Genomic DNA, 25673 nt, shown 5'->3' with positions numbered 1-25673 from the left:
TGATTGCTCCATCTATGGATCAATGTTCTGCAATTTACCATATTTATCTCATTTGGAAGGTGGTGGATGATGGCGTATCTCCAATCACTTGCAAGGAATACTGTCGTGAGCAAACTGTTTGAAACCGTCAAAGTGGGTCGCTATACGCTGGCCAACCGCCTCGCCATGGGGCCGATGACGCGCAGCCGCGCGCAGTACGACGGCACGCCAGGCGAACTGGCGGCCGAATATTATGCGCAGCGCGCCGACGTCGGCCTCATCGTGACCGAAGGCACCCAGCCTTCGGAAGACGGCCAGGGTTATATGGCGACGCCGGGCATCCATACCGATGCCCACGTGGCGGGCTGGAAGAAAGTCGCGGATGCGGTGCATGCAAAAGGCAGTCGCTTGTTCATTCAGTTGATGCATGCGGGCCGCATGTCCCATCCGGACAATACGCCGCACCACCGGCAGGGCGTGGCGCCTTCGGCCATTGCGCCGAATACGCCGATGTTCACGCCCGCTGGCATGCAGGACATCCCGGTGCCGCGTGCGCTCAGCACCGAAGAAGTGCGCCAGACGGTTGACGACTTTCGCATGGCAGCGCGCCGGGCAATCGAAGCCGGCGCCGACGGCGTCGAGATCCACGGCGCCAATGCCTACCTCGTGCAGCAGTTCTTCGCACCGAGTGCGAACGTGCGCGACGACGAATTCGGCGGCTCCATCGCCAACCGCGCGCGCTTTGCAATTGAAGTTGCGAAGGCCATTGCGGGCGAGATCGGCGCCGATCGCACTGCCATCCGCTTGTCGCCCGGCACTACGCTGTGGGGCATCGACGAAGGCACGGAGGGCCCCGCGCTTTATCGCCACCTGGTGGCTGAGCTGGACAAGCTTGGCCTGGCCTACCTGCACATCATGCACCAGGGCGACGAGGCGCTGCTGGCGGACATCCGCAAACTGTGGAAAGGCTCCCTCGTACTGAACCGCCCCGGCCGGCCGCGCGAGCAGATTGGCGCCGACATCGAATCCGGCTTGGCGGACGTGGAGGCATACGGCCAGATGGTGCTCGCCAATCCAGACTTCGTTGCGCGCCTGAAGACCAACGCACCGATCAACCTTGCCGACCGCCATACCTTCTTTGGCGGCAGCGCGGCCGGGTACACAGACTATCCAACCCTCGTCGCTCCGATAACCACAAGTCGTTGATTTTGATGGAGATGTGATTATCTCTGTGGCTTTGGAGAGATTTTAACTGGATTAATTCTCTCCAATTATCACCAAACCCCCCCATATTGCTATAAAACCTTCACCAAATAATAAATTTATATAAGTAAATCATCTCGTTGTGTTGAATTGGCAGGTATACTGCCGGCTGAAAAAATTCCCACGAGAAATAAATGTTGTCCAAGAGAGTAGGCGTGGCCGTGCAGTTTGCACTCGGCCTTGGCGCAGCTTTGCCCGCGTTCGCGCAGGTCGATCCTGCATTGGCAAACCAGGAACTGCAGCGGCAGGAACAGCGTGAGCGCGAACGCGCGCGCCAGGACGAGGCCAAGCCCGACGTGCGCCTGCAGCGCGAAGTGACGCCGACGCAAGCCGCTTGGCCGGAAAACGAGTCGCCATGCTTCCCGATCCGCCGCGTGTTCCTGGAAGGCGAGATGGCCGAGCAGTTCCAGTGGGCGCTGAAAGCCGCAGACGGCGCGCTGGGCCGCTGCCTGGGCAGTGCCGGCATCAACGTCCTGGTGGGCGAAGTGCAGAACGCGCTGGTTGCGCAGGGCTATGTCACAGCCCGGGTGCTGGCCGCGCCGCAGGACTTGCTGGGTGGCGAGCTGCACCTGAAACTGGTCCCAGGCCGCATCCGCGCGCTGCGCTATCCGGAGCAGAAGCCATCGTTCGACAACGCGCTGCCGATGGCGCCGGGCGAACTGCTGAACCTGCGCGATATCGAGCAGGGCCTGGAAAACCTCAAGCGCGTGCCGGGTGCGCAAGCGGACATCGAGATCGTGCCCGGCGAGCAGCCAGGCGAGAGCGACCTGCAGGTGAAGTGGAAGGGCGGCCGCGCCTATCGCTTCAGCGCATCGGTGGACGATAGCGGCAGCCGCTCGACCGGTACCTACCAGGGCGGCATCACGCTCTCGGTCGACAATCCCTTTGGCCTGCAGGACCTGTTCTACCTGACCCTCAATCGTAACCTGCATGGCGACAGCCCGGAAGGCGACTATGGCACCAGCGGTTATGCCCTGCATTACTCGGTGCCTTTCGATTACTGGCTGCTTTCGCTGCAACTGAACGATTACCGCTATCGCCAGACCGTGGCCGGCGCCTTCCATGACTACCTCTATCGCGGCACCAGCAATACCGCCGAATTGAAGCTCTCGCGGCTGGTGTATCGCGATGCCACGCGCAAGACCACGCTGTCGCTGAAAACCTACCAGCGCGGCAGCCGCAATTACATCGACGACATGGAAGTCGAGGTGCAGCGGCGCCGCATGGCCGGTTTCGTCGCGGGCATCGCGCACAAGGAATTCATCGGCGCTGCCACGCTCGACAGCAACCTTACCTGGAAGCTGGGCACGCGTTCCTACGGCAGCCTGCCGGCGCAGGAGGAAGCCTTCGACGAAGGCACTGCGCGCCCGCGCATCTTCAATGCCGACGTGACGCTGAACTGGCCCCTGACCAAATCGCTTTCCTACCAGGCCGCCTGGCGCCGCCAGTGGAACCGCACCAAGCTGATTCCGCAAGACCGCTTTTCCATCGGCGGCCGCTATACCGTGCGCGGTTTCGACGGCGAGGCCAGCCTGTCCTCTGAACGCGGCTGGCTGCTGCGCAATGACCTGAGCTGGAGCATCCCCGCCACCCGCCACCAGCTTTACTTCGCACTGGACCACGGCGTCGTATCCGGCCCGTCAGCGCCGCTGCTGCGCGGCACCCACCTGACCGGCGCCGCCCTTGGCTGGCGCGGCCAGTTCGGCGGCGTGAGCGCCGACTTCTTCGCGGGCAAACCGGTCAGCAAGCCGGACGCCTTCCGCACCGCCAGCGTTGCCTCTGGCTTCAACCTGAATGTCGAATTCTGAGCATCATGAATAAACTTCGCTACCGTATCGTTTTCAATAAAGCACGTGGCATGCTGATGGCTGTGGGAGAGTGTGCCCGCAGCTGCGTCAAGGGCGCCGGCCAGACCGGTGCGCTCGATAGTTCGGTACCGGCCGCGTTCGGGCATCCAGCGCTGCGCCGGCTGACCCTGTTGTTCGGCGCGGCCTTTGGCGGATTCCTCTGGGCCAGCCACGTTCAGGCGCAGATCATCGCCGATCCGAAGGCGCCAAGCCAGAACCAGGCCATTGTGCTGAAGGCCGCCAACGGCGTGCCGCAGGTGAACGTACGGGAGCCGAGTGCGGCCGGCGTGTCGCGCAACGTCTACTCGCAGTTTGACGTGGCCAAGGGTGGCGCCATCCTGAACAACTCGCGCGTCAACGTGCAGACTGAATTGGGCGGCTGGGTCGAAGGCAACCCATGGCTGAAAGCGGGTTCCGCGCGGGTGATCCTGAACGAGGTCAATTCCAGCAACCCCAGCGCGCTGCGAGGCTATATCGAAGTGGCGGGCCAGAAGGCGGAAGTGGTGATCGCCAACCCGTCCGGTATTTCGGTGGACGGCGGCGGCTTTATCAACGTCAGCCGCGCGACCCTCACCACGGGTTCTCCCTTGATGATGGACGGCCGCCTGACCGGCTATGACGTGCAGCGCGGCCAGATCGCCATCGACGGCGCGGGACTGGATGCGAGCAAGACCGACTATACAGCGCTGATCAGCCGTTCCCTGGTGCTGAATGCATCCCTCTGGGCGCAGCGTCTGAATGTGGTCACCGGCGTGAACAAGGTGGCGGAGGGGGAATCGCCAACTGTGACGGAGGTTGGCAAGGCGGCCGATGCTGCGCCGCAGTTCGCGATCGACGCTTCGCGCCTGGGCGGCATGTACGCCAACCAGATTTTCCTGGTCGGTACCGAAGCAGGCGTGGGTGTGCGTAACGCGGGCGAGATCGGCGCGGCGGCTGGACAACTGGTCGTCACGTCCGAGGGGCGTCTTGAAAATACCGGCACGCTGGCGGCATCGAAAGGCATGCAGGTGACGATGCGTGACGCGATCGAGAACAAGGGCAAGATCCAGGCGGGTGAAGATCTGGCGCTCAAATCGGCATCCGTGACCAACGGCGGCAGCATCAACGCCGGCGGGCAATTGATTGCGGCGGTGACTGGCGACTTCGATAACCGCGGCGGCAGCATCGAGGCGCGCCGGGTGGAGCTAGGTAGCGCCAACGGCACCCTGTTGAATGCAGACGGCAAGATTGTGCAAGGCGGTTCGTCCGCGCTGAATGTGACCACGGGCAGCGCTAATAACTCCGACGGCGTGTTGGGACAAGCAGCGTCCAGCGCAACGGGCGGCACGACCAGCGGCGGCAGCGCTGACAGCGGCGCCGGAACCGGCGGCGGCACAGGTGGTACGACCGATGCCGGCACCACGGGCGGCACGGGCACGGGCGCCGGCACTGGCGGCACCGCCGTTCCCGAGTTGCCAGCGGGCGAACTCAAATTCGCCGCAATGGACAACCAGCACGGCCTGGTCACCGCCACCGGCGGCATCAACCTGGACGCCGCAACCCTGACCAACCAGCGCGGCCAGGTCAACCTGCGCACCCTGAAAGTCGACGGCGGGGTCCTCGACAACAGCCAGGGCCAGGTCGGCGTGCAGCAGGATGCGACGCTGCGACTCTCCGCCCTGCACAACCAGGGCGGCCGCTTGCTGGCCGGCGGCGGTTTTAATGCCTCGCTCGGCGAATTCGACAACAGCAACGGCCTGCTGCAAGCGAACAAGCTGTCCATCGACGTCGCCCGCTACCTGAATAACGATAGCGGCAACTTGCTCCACCTGGGCGCAAGCGATGCAGCGATCAATGTCGGCGGAAAGCTCCGGCAAGCCGGCGGTAAACTGGAAACCTCAGGCAACCTGGCCTTGCGAGCCGGAGAGATCTCCGGCACTGGCAGCAAATTGAATGTCGGCGGCAACCTTATCCTGAGCAGCAGCTCCACCACCACCGACCAGGGCGACTGGCGCATCGGCGGCAGCGCGCAACTGGAAACCGGCGCGCTGACCAACACTTCCGGCGCCATTGCCGCTGCCGGCGACTTGTCGTTGAAATCCTCGGCGCTCGCCAACCAGCATGGCCAGATTTCAACCGGCGGCCAGGCAAGCTTGCAGGTGGCAGGCGGCGTGGATAACACTGCCGGCCAGCTCCAGGCCAGCAAAGGCCTGACACTGGAAGCCGACGGAACGGTGCGCAATCAGGACGGCTCCATCGAAACGCTGGGCAGTCAGAGCAGCCTCGCCGTCAAAGCTGCTGGGATCGAGAACAGCACCGGCCGTATCGTCAATGCAGGCACCGGCCCGCTGGCGCTGAATGCAGCGACGATCGGCAACAGCGGCATTATCGGCGGCAACGGCGCGATGAACGTCGACGCCGCGACGCTGACCAACACCAGGCAAGGCCGCATGACTGCTACGGGCGACGTCAACATGAACGTCGCCTCCTTGCTGAAGAATGAGGGCAGCATCAGCAACGGCAGCAGTTTCACCATGTCGCAAAGCCAATCAGCGCTGGTGAATTCCGGCGAGATCCTTGCAAAAGGCCCGCTGAAGATCGAGAACGGCTCGATTGATAACCGCGCCGGCACTATTGCCACCGCCGAAGGCAGCACCAGCCGCATCGACATCACTTCGGGCTCGCTGCTGAACGGCGCCGGTACCATCCGCGCAGACGGCAGCGCTTCGGCGCGCATTGCAGGTGACGTGAACAACGTCGGCGGCTATCTCGGTTCCGGCGGCGCACTGGACCTGCGCGCCGGCGGCGGCATCAACAACGATAGCGGCCGCATTGAAAGCCGCGACGAATTGACCGCGTCCGGCGATTACCTGGCCAACCGGGCAGGCAGCATTGTATCCACCGGCACGGGACAATCCTCGCTCACGGCCAGCCGTTACATCGTCAACAATGGCCTGATCGGCAGCAATGGCAGCCTGGCCCTTGGCACGGAGAGCTTGACCAATGGCGCCGCCGGCACCATCACCGCCATGTCGGACCTGGACCTGAAAGTGCGTTCTGAGCTGGTCAACCTGGATGGCCAGATCAGCACCCAGGGCAAGCTGAATTTCGACCAGCTGGGCGCATTGCTGCGCAACAGCGGCTCCATCACTTCAAAAGGCGCGGCAACCCTGAACGCGCGTGAGCTCGATAACCGCGACGGCCAGATCATCACTGCCCGCGGCTCGGGCATCGCGTCCAATGTTGGCAAGCTGGATAACCGCAGTGGCATCATCAGTTCCGGCGCAGACACTGCGATCAATTCTGCCGGAGCCATCGACAACGGCGCCGGCGAAATCCAGGCCGCGCACGACCTGCAGCTGGGCGCCGGCGGCGCGATCACCAACACCGGCGGCCTGGTTCAGGCATCCGGCGCTGGCAGCACCGTACACTTGAACGCCGCTTCGATCGACAACACGGCGGGCCGCATCGTCAACGTCGGCACCGGCACAACCAGCCTGGCCGCAAACGGACATATTGAAAACAGCGGCCAGATCGCCGGCAACGGCAATCTGGAGCTTTCCGCAGACAGCTTGCGCAACCAGGCGCAAGGTGCCGTCAGCGCCGCTGGCAACATGGCGATCGCTGTACATGCTTCGCTGGATAACGCCGGCACCATCAGCAGTGCCGGAACGCTGCAGGCCAACCAGGCCGGCCTGAACCTGCGCAATAGCGGCACCATCGTTGCTGGGGGCGCCGTGGACCTCACGACCGCCACCCTGAACAACGACGGCGGCAAGCTCGCCACGGCCCAAGGCTCCAACGCCAGCGTGAACCTCAACGCCCAGGGCATCAGCAACCAGGGCGGCACCATCATGTCCGACAATAAAGCGGACCTGCACGTTGCTGGCGACATCGTCAACAACAATGGCCTGCTGCAGGCCCGTTCGGACATGGGAATGGAAGCCGGCGGCACCGTGAAAAACGACGGCGGCAATATCGAAACGGTTTCCTCCACCAGCAGCTTGCACCTGAAGGCCGGCGACCTGGCCAACGGCACCGGCCGCATCGTCAACGTCGGTACCGGCAGCACTACGGTGGACGCGGTACACGGCATCACGAGCAACGGCACGATCGCAGGCAACGGTGTAGTGGATCTCTCCGCCGCCACGCTCGAGAACAAGGCCAACGGTACCATCGCGTCGGCGCAAGGCATGACCACGACCGTGACCGGCTCCCTGGCGAACGCCGGCACCATCAACAGCGGCGGCACGCTGCAAGTCAACGCCAATGGCGCGACAGTCACCAACAGCAAGCTGGTTGTGTCGCAGGGCCAGCTTACGCTGCATGCGGGAGACCTGGTCAACGACGGTGGCCAGCTCGCCACCGCCAAAAACTCCGGTGCAGCAATCACTATTGATGCCGCCTCGATCAGTAATCGCAGCGGCGTGATCATGTCCGATGCTGCAGCCACCATCGACAGCAACGGCAAGCTCGATAACACGCAAGGAACCCTCCAATCGGGCAGCTCGCTGGATATCGATGCCGCGGGCGCAATCAGCAACAACGGCGGCGTGGTGGAGGCCCTGGCCAACAACGCTACCCTCGGCCTGCACGCCGGTTCGCTGGCAAATGGCACCGGCCGCATCGTCAATGTGGGCTCCAACGCCACAACGGTGAACGTCGACGCAACGCTGGACAATGCCGGCCTGATTGCCGGTAATGGCAACCTGGCCATGACAGCTGCCGACCTGGCCAACCGCACGGACGGCAGCATCGCCGCATCTGGCGGCAAGCTGGACCTGACTGTCGGCCACGGCATGGACAATGCGGGCGCCATCAGCAGCCGTACCACCTTCACGCTTAACGCAGCGGGCAAAGCGGTCCGCAACAGCGGCCAGCTTGTCAGCGGCACGGACGCAAGCCTTGCAACTGGCGCCTTCACCAACGATGGCGGCCAACTGGTGACCGTCAAGGATGGCGGCGGCGACTTGCACCTGGACGCAGATAGCGTCAGCAACACCGGCGGCGCCATCGTTGCCGATGGCAGCGCAAATATCACTTCGCGCGGAACCTTGGGCAACCAGGGCGGCGTGATCGAAACGTCCGCATCGTCCGGCACGCTGGACATCAACTCTGGCGCCATCGACAACGGAACGGGGCGCATCGTCAACGTTGGCACCGGCGCAACGACGCTCACCGCTGGCGGCGCAGTGACCAGCAGCGGTCAAATTGCCGGCAACGGCGCGCTCAATATTGCTGCAGCCACGCTGGATAACGCGACCACCGGCAGCATTTCCTCGGGCGCCAACCTGAACTTCGGAGTGCGCCAGTCCCTGAGCAACGCAGGAAAGATCAGCAGCAGCGGCACGCTGACCTTCGACCAGGCGGCAGCGCAATTCAGCAACAGCGGCCAAATCGCTGCGGCAGGCGCCATCAACATCCATGCCGCCAACATCAATAACAACGGCGGCCAGATCGCAACCGCCACCGCAGGCGGCGCGAACATTACGCTGGACAGCGTTGGCGCCATGAGCAACCGAAGCGGCGCGATTGCAGCTGCAGGTAACACAAGCGTGATATCTGGCGCAGGTTTCGACAATACCCAAGGCCAGGTGCAAGCGGCTGCTAACCTGACGGTCAACGCAAGCGGCGCGCTGACGAACAACAGCGGAGCGCTGGAAGCACTTGGAGCCCGCTCCAAGCTGGACGTGCAGGCAAGCTCGATCAACAACCTGGCAGGCCGAATTGTCAACGCTGGCAACGCGCGTACCAGCATCACGAGCGCGAGCAGTATCATCAACAGCGGCACCATGGCCGGCAACGGCGCACTGGTCCTCAATGCGCAGACCTTGCAGAACCAGGCTGACGGTGTAGTTTCCGCCGCCACCACGCTGGACCTGCTCGTCCGCCAGCAACTGGACAACCAGGGCGGCACGATCAGCAGTGGCGGCGCGCTGACCTTCAATCAGGCTGGCGCAACGTTCGCCAACAGTGGCCGCATGGGCTCCGGCGGCGAGATGAGCATCATCGCGTCCAGCATCGCCAACGATGGCGGCCAGCTGTACACCGTCAGCGGCACTGGCCGAGGCGTTACGCTGCAAGCCAACAGCCTGTCCAACCTCGGCGGCGCAGTTTCCGCCGACGGAATGCTGCTTGCAACGATCAACGGCACCGTTGCCAACAATGGCGGTACTTTGCACGCCGGTGGCGACCTGGCCCTGAATGCGGCCAGTGCATTGAATAACGGCAGCGGCACGATTGAAGCCGCCGGCACGGCATCAAAGCTGACGGTCAATGCCCAATCGGTGGCCAGCGGCGGCCGTATCGTCAATTCGGGAAGCGGGAATACCACGATCTCCAGTGCTGGCGGCATTGCCAACAGCGGCACCATCGCCGGCAACGGCGCGCTGGACCTGCACGCCAACACGTTGCTCAACCAGGCCGGCGGCCAGTTCGGCTCCGGTACGGCCATGCTGCTGGACGTGAACCAGCAACTGGACAACCAAGGCACCATCGGCAGCGGCAGCACATTGACCTTCGACGAAGCGGCGGCCACCTTCAGCAACAGCGGCCAGGTTGCGGCAAAGGGCAGGGCGCTGGTCAAGGCGTCCGGCTTTACCAATAGCGGCCAGGTGTCCACGGTTGCCGGCCACGGTGCCGAACTGGCCATCACAACGAACTCCTTCACCAACAGCGGCCAGCTCGTGGCCGACGGCACAGCAACTCTGTCCATTGCGGGCGTAGCGAACAATGCTGGCGGCATTGTGCAGGCAGGAACCGACCTGCAACTGACTTCGGGCAGCGCGCTGCAAAACAATGGCGGCGTGATCGAAGCAGTCGGCGCGGGAAGCACGTTGACCATCAACAGCGATTCCATCGACAACGGCACTGGCCGTATCGCCAATAAAGGCAGGGGCGACACCAGGCTCCTGAGCCGCGGCGCGATCACGAGTAACGGCACGATTGCCGGCATGGGCAACCTGCTGCTGTCCGGTACCACGCTGTGGAATGGCGTTTCCGGCACCATCGCATCGGGCCAGGGCATGGACCTGGCGATCACCCAACAGCTCAACAACCAAGGCAAGGTCAATAGCGGCGGCACGCTGACCTTCAACCAGGCCGGCGCAGGTTTCGTGAATAGCGGCCAGGTGCTATCCGGCGGTAATGCCTTCATCTCTGCGCTGTACGTCAATAATGACGGCGGCACGCTGGGCACCGCAGGCGGTTCCGGTGCCGACCTGACGCTGAACACGCCACAACTGAGCAACTCCGGTGGCCGCATCGCCACCGACCGCGATCTGTTCGTTTCGGCCGGCACGGTCGGCGCGCTGGGAGAAATCTTCGGCGGCCGCGACCTCGCGATCAGCATGAACGGCGACTACGTCCAGAATGCGGGCACACAGCAAGTTCACTCGAACCGCGACCTGAGCCTGACAGTCACCGGCAACATCATCAACAACGGCACCCTCGGCGCAGCGGGAACGCTCGCGCTGAGTGGCAACCAGGTGACCAACCAGGCCGGTGCTGTGATCGAGGGCGGCGCCGTCGCGATCCGTGCGGCCGGCGATCTGGCCAACTCCGGCGAAATCAATGGCGAAAGCGCGGTAGACCTGGTTGCCGCCAACATCAGCAACACCAGCGGCATTGTCGGCGGCAATGTGACCGTCCGCACCGGCAGCCTCAATAACACCGGCGCCAATGCGCTGATCGGCTCCACCGGCAACATGGCGCTGGGCGTGGATGGAACGCTGAACAACGTCCAGGGCGGCACGCTGTATAGCGCCGCCAATATGGCTGTTGGTGCTACCAATGGCGGCGGCACCGCGCTGGTGAATAACTCCTCGTCCACCATCGAGGCGAACGGCGACTTGGCGTTGAATACCGTCTCGTTGAGGAACGTGCGGGACAACGTATCGATCGTCCAAGTCAAGACGATGGACGAAACGGTGAATATGACGATGCCGAGCTGGTACAACCCCGGCGGAAACCACAACCAGTATGATCCGCGGTCATCCAACTATCTTCCGTTCGAAGTCTATTTCGTCAACCCGAATGATGTTCTGAAATCGGAAAAGTACGTCACGCCCGACGGATATGAGATTACTCGTGCCGAGATCCGAACGCACGCGAATGATTCGGCTTTCTTTAACGCCACTAGTGGTTTGGCTGGCAAGTGGGCTTCGCGCAGCCGAATCCCAATGAGCGATGGCACAAAGGTTATCTACTACTGGGACGGACGGACTATCACTAACCCTGACCAGGGCGGGGTTTCTACCGATGCATATGTGCGACCACCAGATGGCAACCTTGACTGGGGGAATACGAAGGAATATGACTTCTCGACAGCATATGGCAGCTGCAGTACCAACTGCATCCGGATGGTGACCATTCCAGGATATGACGATCCACAGCACACTATCAAGCGAGATACACAAAAGCATACGGGGACGCAGACGTATGATCAATTGGAAGAGAAGCGTGTGGCGCACCACACTGTCGTGGAGGACCAGATTTCAGCTGATACCGGTAAAGCTGGCCAGATCCTGTCTGGCGGAAATATGCATTTGACGGTCACCGCTACACTGGACAACAGCTTTAGCGAAATAAGAGCCGTCGGTACCTTGAAAGTTGACGGCCTGCCTGCCATTGTCAGCAGCGGGGCCAAACTGCTACGCAAGCACACTTTCGACGGTACCTTTACTACCTACACAGGCTCCAGCACCGTAGCATGGACCAATACCGTAATCCCGACGGAAATCGGTTCAGGCGCCGGGACGATACAAGGTGGCCAGGGCGTATTCATCAACGCTCGCAGCTTCCGCAATGTGGATGTGAGCGCAGGTACGGTTGGCAATATCCGTGATTCCGTGAATGTGATCGGCAGCGGAGCCAATGGCGCCAATGGCGCAGGCACCGACGCCAGCGCTAGCGGAGGTTTCGGCGGCGGAGTCGGCGGTCACTTTTCCGGCAGTGCATTGGGTGCGCATGCCAACGTGGCTGGCAATGCCGGTGCATCTGGTACGGGGGGCAATCTTTCCGGGGCGGGCCTCGCGGGCAATAGCGGCGTGTCCAATCAACTCCTGGCCGGAGGCTCGGTTTTCGGTAGTGGAGATGGCAGTGGATTAAACGTTGAAGGATCCACGCACTCGGTCGCGCCGGCGCGCCAGGGTTCGTTCTTCGGCCGTATGTCCAACCAAGCCCAACACAGCAAGCTGGGCGACACCAATACATCAGCGGGAACTGCAATTGGCCAATCCGCCGGCGCAGTGCAGGGCGAAAATATCACCAGCGTGAAAAAGATCTCGCCCGGTGGACTGTTCCTGCGCAACCCCAACCCGAGCGGCCAATACCTGTTCGAAACGCGCCCGCAATTCGCCAAAGAAGACCAATGGACCAGCAGCGACTACCTGCTCGATAAGCTGGCTCTTGATCATGCAACTACCCAGAAACGATTGGGCGATGGCTTCTATGAACAACGACTGGTTCGTGAGCAGCTCTCCGAGCTGACCGGGCGGGCCCCAAGTGCCGGCCCTGCCGATGACAGCCTGTACAAGCAGATGCTGAACAACGCAGCTAGCTTCGCACAGCAATTCGGTTTGCGTCCAGGAATTTCCCTGAGCCCTGAGCAAGTCAGCCATCTGACCAGCGATATCGTTTGGCTGGAAAGCCAGGCCGTGCAACTGCCGGACGGCTCCATCGAAACTGTGCTGGTGCCGAAGGTTTATCTCGCACACGTCGACGCTAACGCAATCAAGCATAGTGGCGCACTCGTTACTGGTGCTAGCGTGACGATCAACGTCAGCGAAACCATCATGAACCAGGGCGGCGTGATTGACGGCGGCAATGGCCGCACCTTGCTGCTGGCTGGCGAAGACATTATCAATCGCGGCGGAACCATCAAAGGCGGCGATGTGGCGCTGCAAGCTGGGCGTGACATCAAGAACGAGACCCTGACTGTGGACAGCAAGTGGTCGTCCAAAGTGAACGGCGGCAGCTACACTTCGCTCTCAAACCAGGCCGTGATTAGTGCGACCGGTGGATTGATAATGGACGCGGGCCGCAACTTAACCGACCTGGCAGGCACGATCAACGCTGGCGCGAGTGCTTCCATTTTCGCCGGCAACAATATCAGCTTCGATACCGTCAAGACCGGCAGTACCGAATACGGGAAGATTGACGGAACCACGATCAACAACAGTGCCACGTACAATCAGCTTAGCCGCGTCAATGTCGGCGGAGACTTGCTGATGGCAGCGACGGGTAACCTGAACCTCACCGGTACCCAGGTTTCAATGGATGCAGGCAAGCTGCTGGCAGGCGGCAGTGTGAACATTCGCGCCGTTACTGACGAAGTGAAGACCAATGAACAAGGGCAGCGAGGGAAGAACTGGTCCAGGGATATCCACGAGAATCAAGCAGTGGTTGGTGCAAAGATCTCTTCCTCCAGCGACCTGCTGGTTAGCGCAGGTATTAGTCAAAGCAGCGACTTGAATGTCATGGGCAGCACCGTTGCGGCAGGCGGCACGCTGACGCTCAAGGCCAGCAACGACTTGAATATTGCCAGCGTGAGCGAGACGCATTTGTCCGATATTGCGATGCACAGCGAATCGCGTAGCCTCACCAAGAAGCGCAGCAGCACCGCCACCGACTACAACGCCAGCACGCTGGTAGTCGGCAGCACCATCAAAGGCGGCAACGTGGTCGTCACCAGCGGCGGCGACACCCTGATCAAGGCCAGCGCCGTGCTGGCCGACAAAGACCTCAGCATTGACGCCAAAGGTGGCCTGAGCATCGTCAGCGCCGAGGAAGCCAGCAAGTCCGCCAGCACCAGGGAAGAGAAGAAATCCGGCTTCAGCGTCAGCTTCAAGTCGGGCAATCTCAGTACTGGCTATGGCAAGTCGAACACTTCCTCGCAAAGCGCGCAGGAGTCGGTCACGCAGCACGCCTCCAGCATCGGCTCCCTGGACGGCAGCGTCAAGCTCAAATCCGGCGAAACGCTGCAAGTGGTCGCCTCCGACATCGCCGCCAAGGAAAACCTGACCCTGATCGGCAAGAACGTCGACCTGGCCGCAGCGCAGAACACCATGCAAAGCCAGGCTAATACCCAAGGCAAATCCTCCGGCTTCGGCGTAGGCTTCACAGTCAACCCGCTGGCTGCCTTCAAGGATGCCTACAAGACCAGCACCGAAAACTCCAAGTCCGGCAGTTTCGTCGGCAAGGAGTTCGCCAAGGCGGAAGGTGCGGCAGAAGGCGCCGCGGCAGCGCTGGCGGTCGTCAACACCCAGTTCGGAACGAAGAAGACCAACAGCACGCAAAACCACGCCACCAGCGAAGCGCGCACCAGCAGCCTCCTTGCCGGAAAAGACCTGACCATCCTCGCCACCGACGGTTCGATCACCAGCCAGGGCGCCCAGATCAGCGCCGAAGGCAATGCCCTGATCCTGGCCAAGGACAGCATCAAGTTCGACGTGGCCCACAACACGGAAAGCAGGTCGCAGGACTCGAAAAAGTCGGGCTTCAGCATCGACACGCGCTCAACGCAGGTGATTGGTTCGCTCAACAACAACGGCAAAGGCAACGGCGCCACCGACACCGTGACCGGCACCAAGCTGTCGGTCGGCGGCAGTACCACCATGGCCACGCAGACCGGCGACATCGCACTGACCGGCGCCAGCGTGGTCTCGGAAGGCAACCTGTCGATCAACGCCGCGCGCGACCTGACCATCACCAGCGCGCAGGACACGCTGCACAACGCCAACCAGAGCAACAATAAGGCAATCGGCAAGGTCGCCATTTCCGACACCGAGCGCTTCTCCGGCTACCACAACGAAAAGCACAAGGACAACAGCGACCAGGTGACCCAGGTGGCGTCCAACGTCTCCAGCCTGAACGGCGACGTGAACCTGACCGCAGGGCAGAAGTACACCCAGGCGTCGAGCAACGTCCTGGCCGGCAATGACGTCAACATCACCGCCAAGTCGATCGACATCACGGCGCTGCAAAACACCGGCAGCCACCAGGAATCGAACAGCGACTTGAAGATCGGCACCTTCGCCCGCATCAGCTCCCCGTTGATTGACCTGGCCAACAACGTGGAAGCAGCGCGCAAATCCGACGGCCGCCTGAAAGAGATGCAGCGCATGGCGGCAACCGCCAACGCCTACCAGGCAGCCAGCGCGATCAACAGCATGACCGGTGGCGCCGGCAGCGGCATCCTGGTCAAGGGCGAGGCCGGGATCGGCTTCACCAGCAGCAGCAATTCCAGCAACGGCAACGACAGCACAGCGCAGGGCAGCACCATCAATGGCGGCCGCAACGTCAACCTGACAGCCACCGGCGGCGACATCCACGCCACCGGCGCCACGCTCAATGCCGGCAAGACCCTGAGCCTGGACGCAGCCCAGAACATCGTGCTGGACGCCAGCCAGAGCACGCTGCACAGCGACGGCAAGAACAAGAGCTCTGGCGTTGAAGCGGGCGTTGGCTTCCAGGTCGGAGCCCAGACCGGCGTGTACATCTACGCCGCAGCCAACATGGGCAAGGGCCACAACAAGAACGACAGCACGATCAACAACAACACCGAGCTCAAAGCTGACACGATCAACATCCACAGCAAAGGCGACACCACGCTGAAAGGTGCAACGGCAACCGCCAACACGATCAACACCGACGTTGGCGGCAAGCTGGCCGTGGAAAGCCTGCAGGACAACAGTGCGTTCGACAGCAAGCAGTCCAACGTAGGGGTACGCGTGCAGGTAGGCTTTGGTGTCTGGAGCGCCAACGGCAACGTGTCTCAGCAAAGTGGCAAGGGCACCTACGCTGGCGTCGGCCAGCAATCGGGCCTGTTCGCCGGTGACGGCGGCTACCATATCAAGGCCGATACGATCGACCTGAAAGGCGGCGCCATCGCCAGCACCAATGCTGCAGCCTCCGAGATGACGACCAACAAGCTGACCACGTCCAACATCGAAAACAAGATGACCTATTCGGCCAGCAACGTCAGCATGGCGGGTGGCGTTAGCGGCGGCAGCGAGTTCGGTGCGAAAAATGAAGACGGCAGCACCAAGTCATGGAGTGAGCAAAAGCAGCTCTTTGGCAGTAGCAAGGGCGGGAATACCACCCCTGGTTTGCCGATGATGGAGAAAGGCAGCGATAGCTCCACCACCTATGCCACCGTCACCGACGGCAAGATCACCATTGGCGGCGTGACGACCAGTTCAGTAAAGGAGCTGGGCATCAATACCGACGCGAGCAAGGCCAACACCGCGTTGGATAAGCTGCCTGACCTGCAGAAGCTCCTGAAGGATCAGCAAGCCATGTCGGCCGCCGCCGGCACGGTGATCGCAACCTCAAAGCAAGCCGCCAGTGAGTTCGTGGACGAAGCACGCAAAGCGGAAGCAGAAGCGCAAAAAATCCTGGCCAAAGCGGACAGCACGGCTGAACAGAGGGCGGAAGCAGAGAAAACAATTGATGCCGCCAAACAGGTCCAGGCAGAGTGGGGCGTCGGTGGCGACAAGAGCCGCGCACTGAATGTCGTCACTGGCATTCTGGTCGGCTCGGTAGCGGGACAGGGCAGCACACAGATCGCTGCGAATGCCGCCGCGCCATACCTTGCCGCTGAAATTGGCGACTACTTCAAGAAAGAGGGCAACGAAAACCAGACGCTGCAGGACTTGAGTCATGCAGTGCTGGGCGCAGCTTTGGCGGTTGCAAACAACTCGAGCGCAGTTGGTGGTGCACTGGCCGGCGGCGGCGGCGAACTGGCCGCGCAAATCTTGACGAAAGAGCTGTATCCGCAGGCATTTGATGCAAATGGGGCGCTGCAACGTGACAAGCTCACGCCCGAGCAAGTGAATAACGTCACAGCCTTGTCCAGCGCCATCGGCGCGTTGATGTCCGGTGCGGCCGGTGGAAACGTTCGCGATGCCGCAATAGGTGGTCAGGTGGCGACTAACGCAGTCGAGAACAACTTCTTGAAGCGCCCTGAAATGGCTGCGATGAATAAGGAGCTTGAGGAATGCACCAAACAAAAGGGAGGCTGTCCGGATGCTGACTATAGAGATATCCGTAACAAGTACATCGCCAAGTCAAACGCGAATATTGCGAAAATCGAGTCCTGTACTCTTGCCGGTGATGTGCAGTGCGTGCGGGACCTTGAAAGCCAAGCGGCATCGACACGTGAAATCAGCAATGAATTGGACTACAACGAATACAAGATCTTCTTTGGCCGACAAGACAATGTGAACAGGTTAGGGACAGTCTATGGTGACGCCTCTTTGTTTGGTAGTGACGTTCAAAAGGCGGAGGAAATCGCGAATTTTCGGCAGCAGAATTGCGCAGGGGTGAGCTCTAGCACTTGCGACAGTCTTGTTAGGGACGCGCTTTGGCTTCGTAAAGAGCGAATGCTGCTGACTTCATTGATTGTGGGAAAAGGTGCACCTTTAATTGCAAGGGGAATTCAGAAAGGCATTGCGCTGCCAAAAGGAGTTGCTGTATCGCAAACTAACAAGCAGAAGCTTGTATCTGGGGAGACTAAGCAAGTCAGCAAAGGTGAGATAGCGGCAAATGATCCACTATATGAGGTGAAAACTGTTGCGCCTGATAAGTCGCCAGTTACAGCGGATATCGATGAGCAAAACATTGCAGCCGCGGGTAAGGCCGAAAAGAAGTCTGCCAATAAATCACCTGCCGATTTAAAATCTCCTGTAGCCCGGCATTATGCTGATAAAGTCACGCAATCTTCCGTTGCAAAAGATGAGAATACGCTCATTGATCGAGCTGTTGTTGATGTGGCAGCGGACGTTGCCGAAATTAGAGCAAATCGTGCGCAACAGGTTGGCGATACATACATCGTAAATGGCCGCACCTATGGTACGCATGACGGTGTTCTTTATCCGAAATCCGGTCCTGGGCTTTACCCAATGGACCGCGGTGGATACAAAGCGTATGCTGTCTTGAATAAGTTTGGTGACACACCAAGAGCAGGTGAAATTATGAAAAACATGGGTATTACCCCCGAGGCAAAAGCCGCCGCCCTTCAAGCTTATAAGGAAATAAATAAATGATTGATCTATTGTTGGCCGAAGCATGTACTCCTGATCAGCTCAGTCTCCATTTGAGTAGAGTGTTCGAATGTTCGATTGAACGAATCAAAATATTTAGCATTGACGAATTTAACGGATTAACGGAAGAGTTAGATGGTTCAATGCTGGATTGTGTTTGTGTACATTCTCGCGTATTAGGTGACGCTGCTCAACTATTGCAACTATATCGGTACACCGTTCCGAATTCAGATGTCGTGGATAGAATTATTGAAATAGCGATCGAGCAAAAATTTCGTTGCTTTATACCCGTTGATCAATGGGATGAATGGATTTACGTGAATGGCCAAGGTGAAGTGACGCGAGTGAATCAACTGGAGCAGGATGAAGAAGATTGCTTCCGATTTGTCCTGTCCAAATGATGGGCACCTCGAAATACCGGCAATTCTGACTCGGGCAATGTGAAAAAGGCTGTGTAGGAAGGCGCGCTGTCCTGTCCAAATGATCAATAAGGGAGGCGGGCGTACGGGCTAGCCCGTTTTCTCAGAAAAGAGGCGCGATTTTCGTGGACGCCGGCTGATGCGAGCCGGTCGCCCAAGAGGATCGCGCCATTTTTTTGTCCACTTTTTAAGCAGATCACCATAGTTCGCGATGAATTGACGATCGCGGCCCCGGCGGCCGTGGACAGCGCCGTCACTCTTCGAAATTGCGAACTACATCAGCGCCGGCGTATTCGAAACCCAGTCAGCAGGCCATCCCACGCTTCGAACCACTCGACGCGCATTGGCGTTCGTCGATGCGGATCTATCCCTTGCCAAACCTCGTCTGGCGTCGCGCCGTCCAAATGTGCATGCGGCCGAATGCAGCAATACCAATCGCGGAAAACATCAAGCGCGGCTTGCAATTGGCGCTGGTTCGCGACCTGCCAACAATCAAGTGATTGCTTCAGCGTGCCGAAGAAGCGTTCGATGCGACCGTTCTGCCAAGGACAGCCAGGCTTGATGCGCTGATGACGGATGCCAGCGATGCGTAGTCCCAGTTGAAATACGCCCGAAGTAAAGACGCGCTCGTTGTCACTGCGAATCGCGCGCGGCTTGCCATAGCGCCCAATTGCGAGGCAGAGATGGCCGAGCAAAGTCCACGATGTTTTGTTAGGGAGGGCGACCAATGCCAGTGCCTTCCTGCTGCCGTGATCGAGAATGCCGAACATCATGTGCAGCGTGCCTGCTACGTCGACTTTGCCGCTCATATCGATGCCCCAGATCGCATTGCAGGGCTGGCCAGAAGGGATCTGCGCTTTGATCTCGCGGCGCTTTCGCAGAATGGCCAACTGATTATCTCGCACGGTGTAATGAACGTAGGAGCTGGAGACGGTCATGCGACGCGAAGCCGCATAGAGCCTGTTGAACTGGGCTGCCATCACGCGGTTGCTGGCCTTTGGCTGCAAGGCTTTCAGGCGAATGATGGCGTCCACTACCCATTGCGGTTTGCGTCGATTGGACTGTGCAGGTTTGATTCGACGGTGGCAGCGGCCAACACTCTCTGGACGCTGAACAGCGAGCATTGGAATCCAAAGGAAATGCCAGCCTGTAATCAATTGTGCCAGGTTCAAGGGCAGAGCAATCGCAAGAAGCAGATCCATTGCAGAACTTCGAGATCGGAAAGGCGCGATCTTGCCACGACCAAAGCCTCGCTGGACGCGGAGGCGGCAAGGCAGCACGCCTCCAGCATCGGCGCGCTGGACGGCAGCGTCAAGCTCAAATCCGGCGAAACGCTGCAAGTGGTCGCCTCCGACATCGCCGCCAAGGAAAACCTGACCCTGATCGGCAAGAACGTCGACCTGGCCGCAGCGCAGAACACCATGCAAAGCCAGGCTAATACCCAAGGCAAATCCTCCGGCTTCGGCGTAGGCTTCACAGTCAACCCGCTGGCTGCCTTCAAGGATGCCTACAAGACCAGCACCGAAAACTCCAAGTCCGGCAGTTTCGTCGGCAAGGAATTCGCCAAGGCGGAAGGTGCGGCGGAAGGCGCCGCGGCTGCGCTGGCGGTTGTCAACACCCAGTTCGGCACGAAGAAGACCAACAGCACGCAAAACCACGCCACCAGCGAAGCGCGCACCAGCAGCCTCCTTGCCGGCAAGGACCTGACGATCCTCGCTACCGACGGCTCGATCACCAGCCAGGGCGCCCAGATCAGCGCCGAAGGCAACGCCCTGATCCTGGCCAAGGACAGCATCAAGTTCGACGTGGCCCACAACACGGAAAGCAGGTCGCAGGACACCAAGAAGTCGGGCTTCAGTATTGACACGCGCTCGACGCAGGTGATTGGTTCGCTCAACAACAACGGCAAAGGCAACGGCGCCACCGACACCGTGACCGGCACCAAGCTGTCGGTGGGCGGCAGCACCACCATGGCCACGCAGACCGGCGACATCGCGCTGACCGGCGCCAGCGTGGTCTCGGACGGCAACCTGTCGATCAACGCCGCACGCGACCTGACCATCACCAGCGCGCAGGACACGCTGCACAACGCCAACCAGAGCGACAACAAGGCCATCGGCAAGGTCGCCATTTCCGACACCGAGCGCTTCTCCGGCTACCACAACGAAAAGCACAAGGACAACAGCGACCAGGTGACCCAGGTGGCGTCCAACGTCTCCAGCCTGAACGGCGACGTGAACCTGAGCGCAGGGAAGAAGTACACCCAGGCCTCGAGCAACGTCCTGGCCGGCAATGACGTCAACATCACCGCCAAGTCGATCGACATCACGGCGCTGCAAAACACCGGCAGCCACCAGGAATCGAACAGCGACCTGAAGATCGGCACCTTCGCCCGCATCAGCTCACCGCTGATTGACCTGGCCAACAACGTGGAAGCAGCGCGCAAATCCGACGGACGACTGAAAGAGATGCAGCGCATGGCGGCAACCGCCAACGCCTACCAGGCAGCCAGCGCGATCAACAGCATGACCGGTGGCGCCGGCAGCGGCATCCTGGTCAAGGGCGAGGCCGGGATCGGCTTCGCCAGCAGCAGCAACTCCAGCAACGGCAGCGACAGCACCGCGCAGGGCAGCACCATCAATGGCGGCCGCAACGTCAGCCTGACGGCCACGGGCGGCGACATCCACGCCACCGGGGCCACGCTCAATGCCGGCAAGACCCTGAGCCTGGACGCAGCACAGAACATTGTGCTGGACGCCAGCCAGAGCACGCTGCACAGCGACGGCAAGAACAAGAGCTCTGGCGTTGAGGCGGGTGTTGGCTTCCAGGTCGGTGCACAGACCGGCGTGTACGTCTACGCCGCAGCCAACATGGGCAAGGGCCACAACAAGAACGACAGCACGATCAACAACAACACCGAGCTTAAAGCCGACACGATCAACATCCGCAGCAAGGGCGACACGACGCTGAAAGGCGCAACGGCAACGGCCAGCACGATCAACACCGACGTTGGCGGCAAGCTGGCCGTGGAAAGCCTGCAGGACACCAGTGCGTTCGACAGCAAGCAGACCAACGTTGGTGTACGCGTGCAGGTCGCGATCGGCAACGCGTGGAGTGCTTCGGGCAACGTGTCTCAACAAAACGGCAAAGGCACCTACGCCGGCGTTGGCCAGCAATCGGGCCTTTTCGCAGGTGACGGCGGCTACCACGTCAAGGCCGATACGATCGACCTGAAAGGCGGCGCCATCGCCAGCACCAATGCAGCCGCTTCCGAGCTGACGACCAACAAGCTGACCACGTCCAACATCGAAAACAAGATGACCTACTCGGCCAGCAACGTCAGCGTGGCTGGCGGCACTGGCGGCGGCAGCAAGTTGCTCAGGGGTGAAGATGGCAACATCCTGCCGGTAAGCCAGCAGACGCAGGCCTTCGGCACGGCCAAGGACGGCAACGTCGCGCCAGGATTGCCGATGGTGGAGAAGGGCAGCGACAGCTCCACCACGTATGCCACCGTCACCGACGGCAAGATCACCATCGGGGGCGTGACGACCAATTCGGTCAAGGACCTGGGCATCAACACCGATGCGAGCAAGGCCAACACCGCGCTCGACAAGCTGCCCGACTTGCAGAAGCTCCTGAAAGATCAGCAGGCCATGTCGGCCGCAACGGGAACCGTGATTGCGACCGGCAAGCAGATCGCCGGTGACATCGCAATCGGTGCGGCGAAAGCGCAAAAGGACGCGGAAGAAACGCTGAAAAAACCGAATATCACGGCAGAGCAGAGAGCGGAAGCAGAAAAAACAATTGATACCGCTAAACAGGTCCAGGCGGAGTGGGGCGTCGGGGGCGACAAGAGCCGCGCACTGAATGTCGTCACCGGCATCCTGGTCGGATCGGTTGCTGGGCAAAGCGTTACGCAGATCGCTGCGAATGCCGCCGCGCCATATCTTGCCGCTGAAATTGGCGAGTATTTCAAGAAAGAGGGCAACGAAAACCAGACGCTGCAGGACTTGAGCCATGCGGTGCTGGGCGCCGCCTTGGCCTACGCGAACGGCGGCAGCGTTGGAGGTGGTGCGCTGGCCGGCGGCGGAGGCGAACTCGCGGCCCAGGTGCTGACAAAGGAACTGTATCCGCAAGCATTCGATGCCAACGGAGTCCTGCAACGTGACAAGCTCACGCCGGAGCAAGCAAACAACGTTACGGCGCTGTCCAGCGCGATCGGCGCGTTGCTGTCCGGAGTCGCCGGTGGCAGCATGTATGACGCAGCCGTCGGCGGAAGAGTTGCGACAAACGCTGTCGAAAACAACTACCTCGATCACAAAAAACCGAACCTTGTAACTCTGTCGGAGAAAGAACGCTACGAACGTGCAGTTGTAGCTTGTAATTCGGGTGACAGCAATGCGTGCAAGACGCGCGATGAACTGACTTCGCGCTCGCGACAGCGTGATGACAACTTGCTGAAGGCTTGCCTTTCGGGTAATCAGGTGCAGTGCAACTTCTATGCCGGGCAAGCCAGTGCAATGGGTAATCTGGTGAGCGGTTCGTATGGAGGCGTGGTCTATGCCATCAGCACAGATAAAGGGCCGATTCGAGATTTGAACATGTCAGTGATCGGGCCCGTTCAGCGGCCTGAATCATTCCACGACACGGTGTCCAAGAGCACCTCGGAAGGGCTGTTGCTCGGATTGGGGAGTGAAGTATCGGTGTTAATTCCTGCAAGGTTTGCTGCGAGTGGGAGTAAATACTTGGGTACCCTCGGAGAAGCATTCCTTGGCGAGCAGCGCATGGCAAGGATGGCCTTAGATCGTGAACTGGGCACCGCACCGCAGTTCTGGGAAATTCCAACTGGCGCCGCGACTTCTGAAGCGAAAGCAGGGGTATGGGTGGGAAGTGGTCCGAAAGTATCGACTGGCGAGCCTGTTGTTGCTAAGGCAACACAAAAGTCAACTGCCGTCCCTAACTACTCGGCTCCGAAAACAATTGAAGCAATTGCTTCGGCAGCTAACTCTAAGAGGGTAGCTCCTGTCGAGATTACTTACTCATTTGACTCAAGTTCGTTGCTAGCTGAACTATCCGGCCCTACAAAAATGCCAAATGCGGGTGCAAGCGAGCTATTGGCGTCAAACAGCCTGATTATGAAGAAGGATTATTACTGCACAGATTGTGCACTTGAGTTAAGCAAGGCCGCCAGAGGAGAAGGAAAACTCGTTGTGTTCTCAGGCCGCGATGCCAAATGGCCAAAGGAGTACGATTGGCAAATGGGTAACGGAATCAATGTACCTGGTGCGAATGGAACTCTGAACTTCTCATATCATACGGTCTACACTGATGGTCGCTACTTTTACGATCCACTGCTCTCTAATTCGCCGGTTCCGCAAGCAGAGTACCTGCAAATGCTGAAATCACTCAATGAGAAAGGTGTGTCGTGGAGGACTTATCATCCAGATCTTGAAAACCCCAAGGTACCGCAATTGCAAAAGAAAGGATTTTAACAATGGGAGATCGTCCATATAGTGCGAGAACGTCGGCGGCTTGGATCTTTATGGATCTTCTTAGTGAGGTTGGACGAAGAGGATGGTTTGGAGCAGGGCCGAGTGCAGATGATGGAATGGCATTGTTGTATGCCTCATTTCATATGCACCCCGAGGATGCTGACCGGATCTTCTTACTGATGCAAGAAGGCATTCGTTGCTATGGAGGTGAGACGAAATGGGTAATTGACCGACTTCAGCAGAATAGATTTATCATTTACCCGACACAGCTCGAGATGAAAGCGCGAGAGGTCGATGATTTTCAAATGGCGACGGAGATTATTCGTAACGAACTTCCGTCGCTGGAACGTGACGCTGCAAGAGACATAATTCTTCTTTCCGACGTTCTGTATCAATTGCATTTGAAGGAAAAAGGAGTGAGCTAGCTCAATGCTTGCTGTCCTGTCCTGTCCAAATGATCAATAAGGGAAGCGGGCCAATGGAATAGTCCGTTTTCTCAGAAATAAGGCGCGATTCTCGTGGACGCCGGCTGGCACGAGCCGGTCGCCCACGGGACCTGTCAGGAATTTTGTGTGCCGGGGTCGCGGTTTAGTTAATTGATCGCGTTGGTAAAACGTTCCCCAAACAGGATGGCAAACTGGTTGGCGGCCATCTTCCAAGTCCGCTGCGTGTCCTGTCCAAATGATCAATAAGGGAAGCGGGCCAATGGAATAGTCCGTTTTCTCAGAAATAAGGCGCGATTCTCGTGGACGCCGGCTGGCACGAGCCGGTCGCCCACGAGGATCGCGCCATTTTTTTGTCCACTTTTTAAGCAGATCACCATAGTTCGCGATGAATTGACGATCGCCTCCCTGGCGGCTGTGGACAGCGCCGTCACTCTTAGAAACTGCGAACTACATCACCGTCGGCGTATTTGAAACCCAGTCAGCAAGCCATCCCACGCCGCGAACCATTCCACGCGCATTGGCATGCGTCGATGCGGATCTACCCCTTGCCAAACCTCGTCTGGCGTCGCACCGTCCAAATGTGCATGCGGACGAATGCAACAATACCAATCGCGGAAGACATCAAGCGCGTTTTGCAATTGGCGCTGGTTCTCCACCTGCCAACAATCGAGTGATTGCTTCAGTGTGCCGAAGAAGCGCTCGATGCGGCCGTTCTGCCAAGGACAGCCAGCCTTGATGCGCTGATGACGAATGCCGGCAACGCGCAGCGCCCACTGAAACACGCGCGAAGTGAAAACACGCTCGTTGTCGCTGCGAATCGCAAGAGGCTTGCCATAGCGTCCAATTGCCAGGCAAAGATACCCAAGCAGCGTCCACGATGTTTTGTTAGGGAGGGTGACCAATGACAGTGCTTTTCTGCTGCCGTGATCGAGAATGCCGAACATCATGTGAAGCGTGCCCGCTGCGTCGACTTTGCCGCTCATGTCGATACCCCAGATCGCATTGCAGGGCTGGTTAGATGGGATCTGCGCTTTGATTTCGCGGCGCTTTCGCAGAATGGCCAACTGGTTATCCCGCACGGTGTAGTGGACATAGGAGCTGGAAACGGTCATGCGGCGCGATGCCGCATAGAACCTGTTGAACTGGGCTGCCATCACGCGGTTGCTGGCCTTTGGCGGCGCGTGTCAAGGTAGTTGTCGCCCGA

The 25673-nt window shown here is 59.8% G+C and carries 8 protein-coding genes; 6 read left to right on the top strand and 2 right to left on the bottom strand.

Annotation, left to right across the window (positions count from 1 at the left end):
- Positions 1-105 precede the first annotated feature (105 nt).
- From ACN9MU_RS20590 to ACN9MU_RS20575, 4 genes are all read left to right on the top strand, one after another.
- Positions 106-1185 carry an alkene reductase gene (locus ACN9MU_RS20590; RefSeq protein WP_426343386.1) on the top strand — a complete coding sequence of 360 codons (1080 nt, stop codon included), beginning with the start codon at positions 106-108 and terminating at the stop codon, positions 1183-1185.
- Positions 1186-1376: 191 nt separating this feature from the next.
- Positions 1377-3050: a ShlB/FhaC/HecB family hemolysin secretion/activation protein gene (locus tag ACN9MU_RS20585; RefSeq protein ID WP_426343385.1), complete on the top strand. Its 1674-nt coding sequence runs from the start codon at positions 1377-1379 to the stop codon at positions 3048-3050.
- 5 nt (positions 3051-3055) lie between these two features.
- On the top strand, positions 3056-18115 hold the full coding sequence (locus ACN9MU_RS20580; RefSeq protein ID WP_426343384.1) for a hemagglutinin repeat-containing protein: 15060 nt from the start codon (positions 3056-3058) through the stop codon (positions 18113-18115).
- Entirely contained in the window at positions 18112-18513 is a 402-nt protein-coding gene (locus tag ACN9MU_RS20575; protein WP_426318428.1) for a hypothetical protein, read from the top strand. Before ACN9MU_RS20580 ends, ACN9MU_RS20575 begins: the two co-directional genes overlap by 4 nt.
- A gap of 296 nt (positions 18514-18809) precedes the next feature.
- Here ACN9MU_RS20575 and ACN9MU_RS20570 read toward each other — a convergent pair whose 3' ends face one another.
- Entirely contained in the window at positions 18810-19226 is a 417-nt protein-coding gene (locus tag ACN9MU_RS20570; protein ID WP_426343383.1) for an integrase core domain-containing protein, read from the bottom strand.
- Between ACN9MU_RS20570 and ACN9MU_RS20565 the strand changes: the two genes are divergently transcribed.
- Both ACN9MU_RS20565 and ACN9MU_RS20560 read left to right on the top strand, forming a co-directional pair.
- Positions 19131-24023, top strand: a complete 4893-nt coding sequence (locus tag ACN9MU_RS20565) for a hemagglutinin repeat-containing protein (RefSeq protein ID WP_426343382.1) — start codon at positions 19131-19133, stop codon at positions 24021-24023. The genes ACN9MU_RS20570 and ACN9MU_RS20565 overlap by 96 nt on opposite strands.
- 2 nt (positions 24024-24025) lie before the next feature.
- Positions 24026-24448 carry a hypothetical protein gene (locus ACN9MU_RS20560; RefSeq protein ID WP_426318425.1) on the top strand — a complete coding sequence of 141 codons (423 nt, stop codon included), beginning with the start codon at positions 24026-24028 and terminating at the stop codon, positions 24446-24448.
- Between the two features lie 473 nt (positions 24449-24921).
- Here ACN9MU_RS20560 and ACN9MU_RS20555 read toward each other — a convergent pair whose 3' ends face one another.
- Complete coding sequence (locus ACN9MU_RS20555) at positions 24922-25623, bottom strand: integrase core domain-containing protein (protein WP_426343381.1); 702 nt, start codon at positions 25621-25623, stop codon at positions 24922-24924.
- Between the last annotated feature and the right edge of the window lie 50 nt (positions 25624-25673).

This window comes from Pseudoduganella sp. R-32 (assembly GCF_049913245.1).
GTDB lineage: Bacteria > Pseudomonadota > Gammaproteobacteria > Burkholderiales > Burkholderiaceae_D > Rugamonas.
Note: the sequence above shows the minus strand (reverse complement) of the source record. Positions and strands in the feature narration are given on the sequence as shown.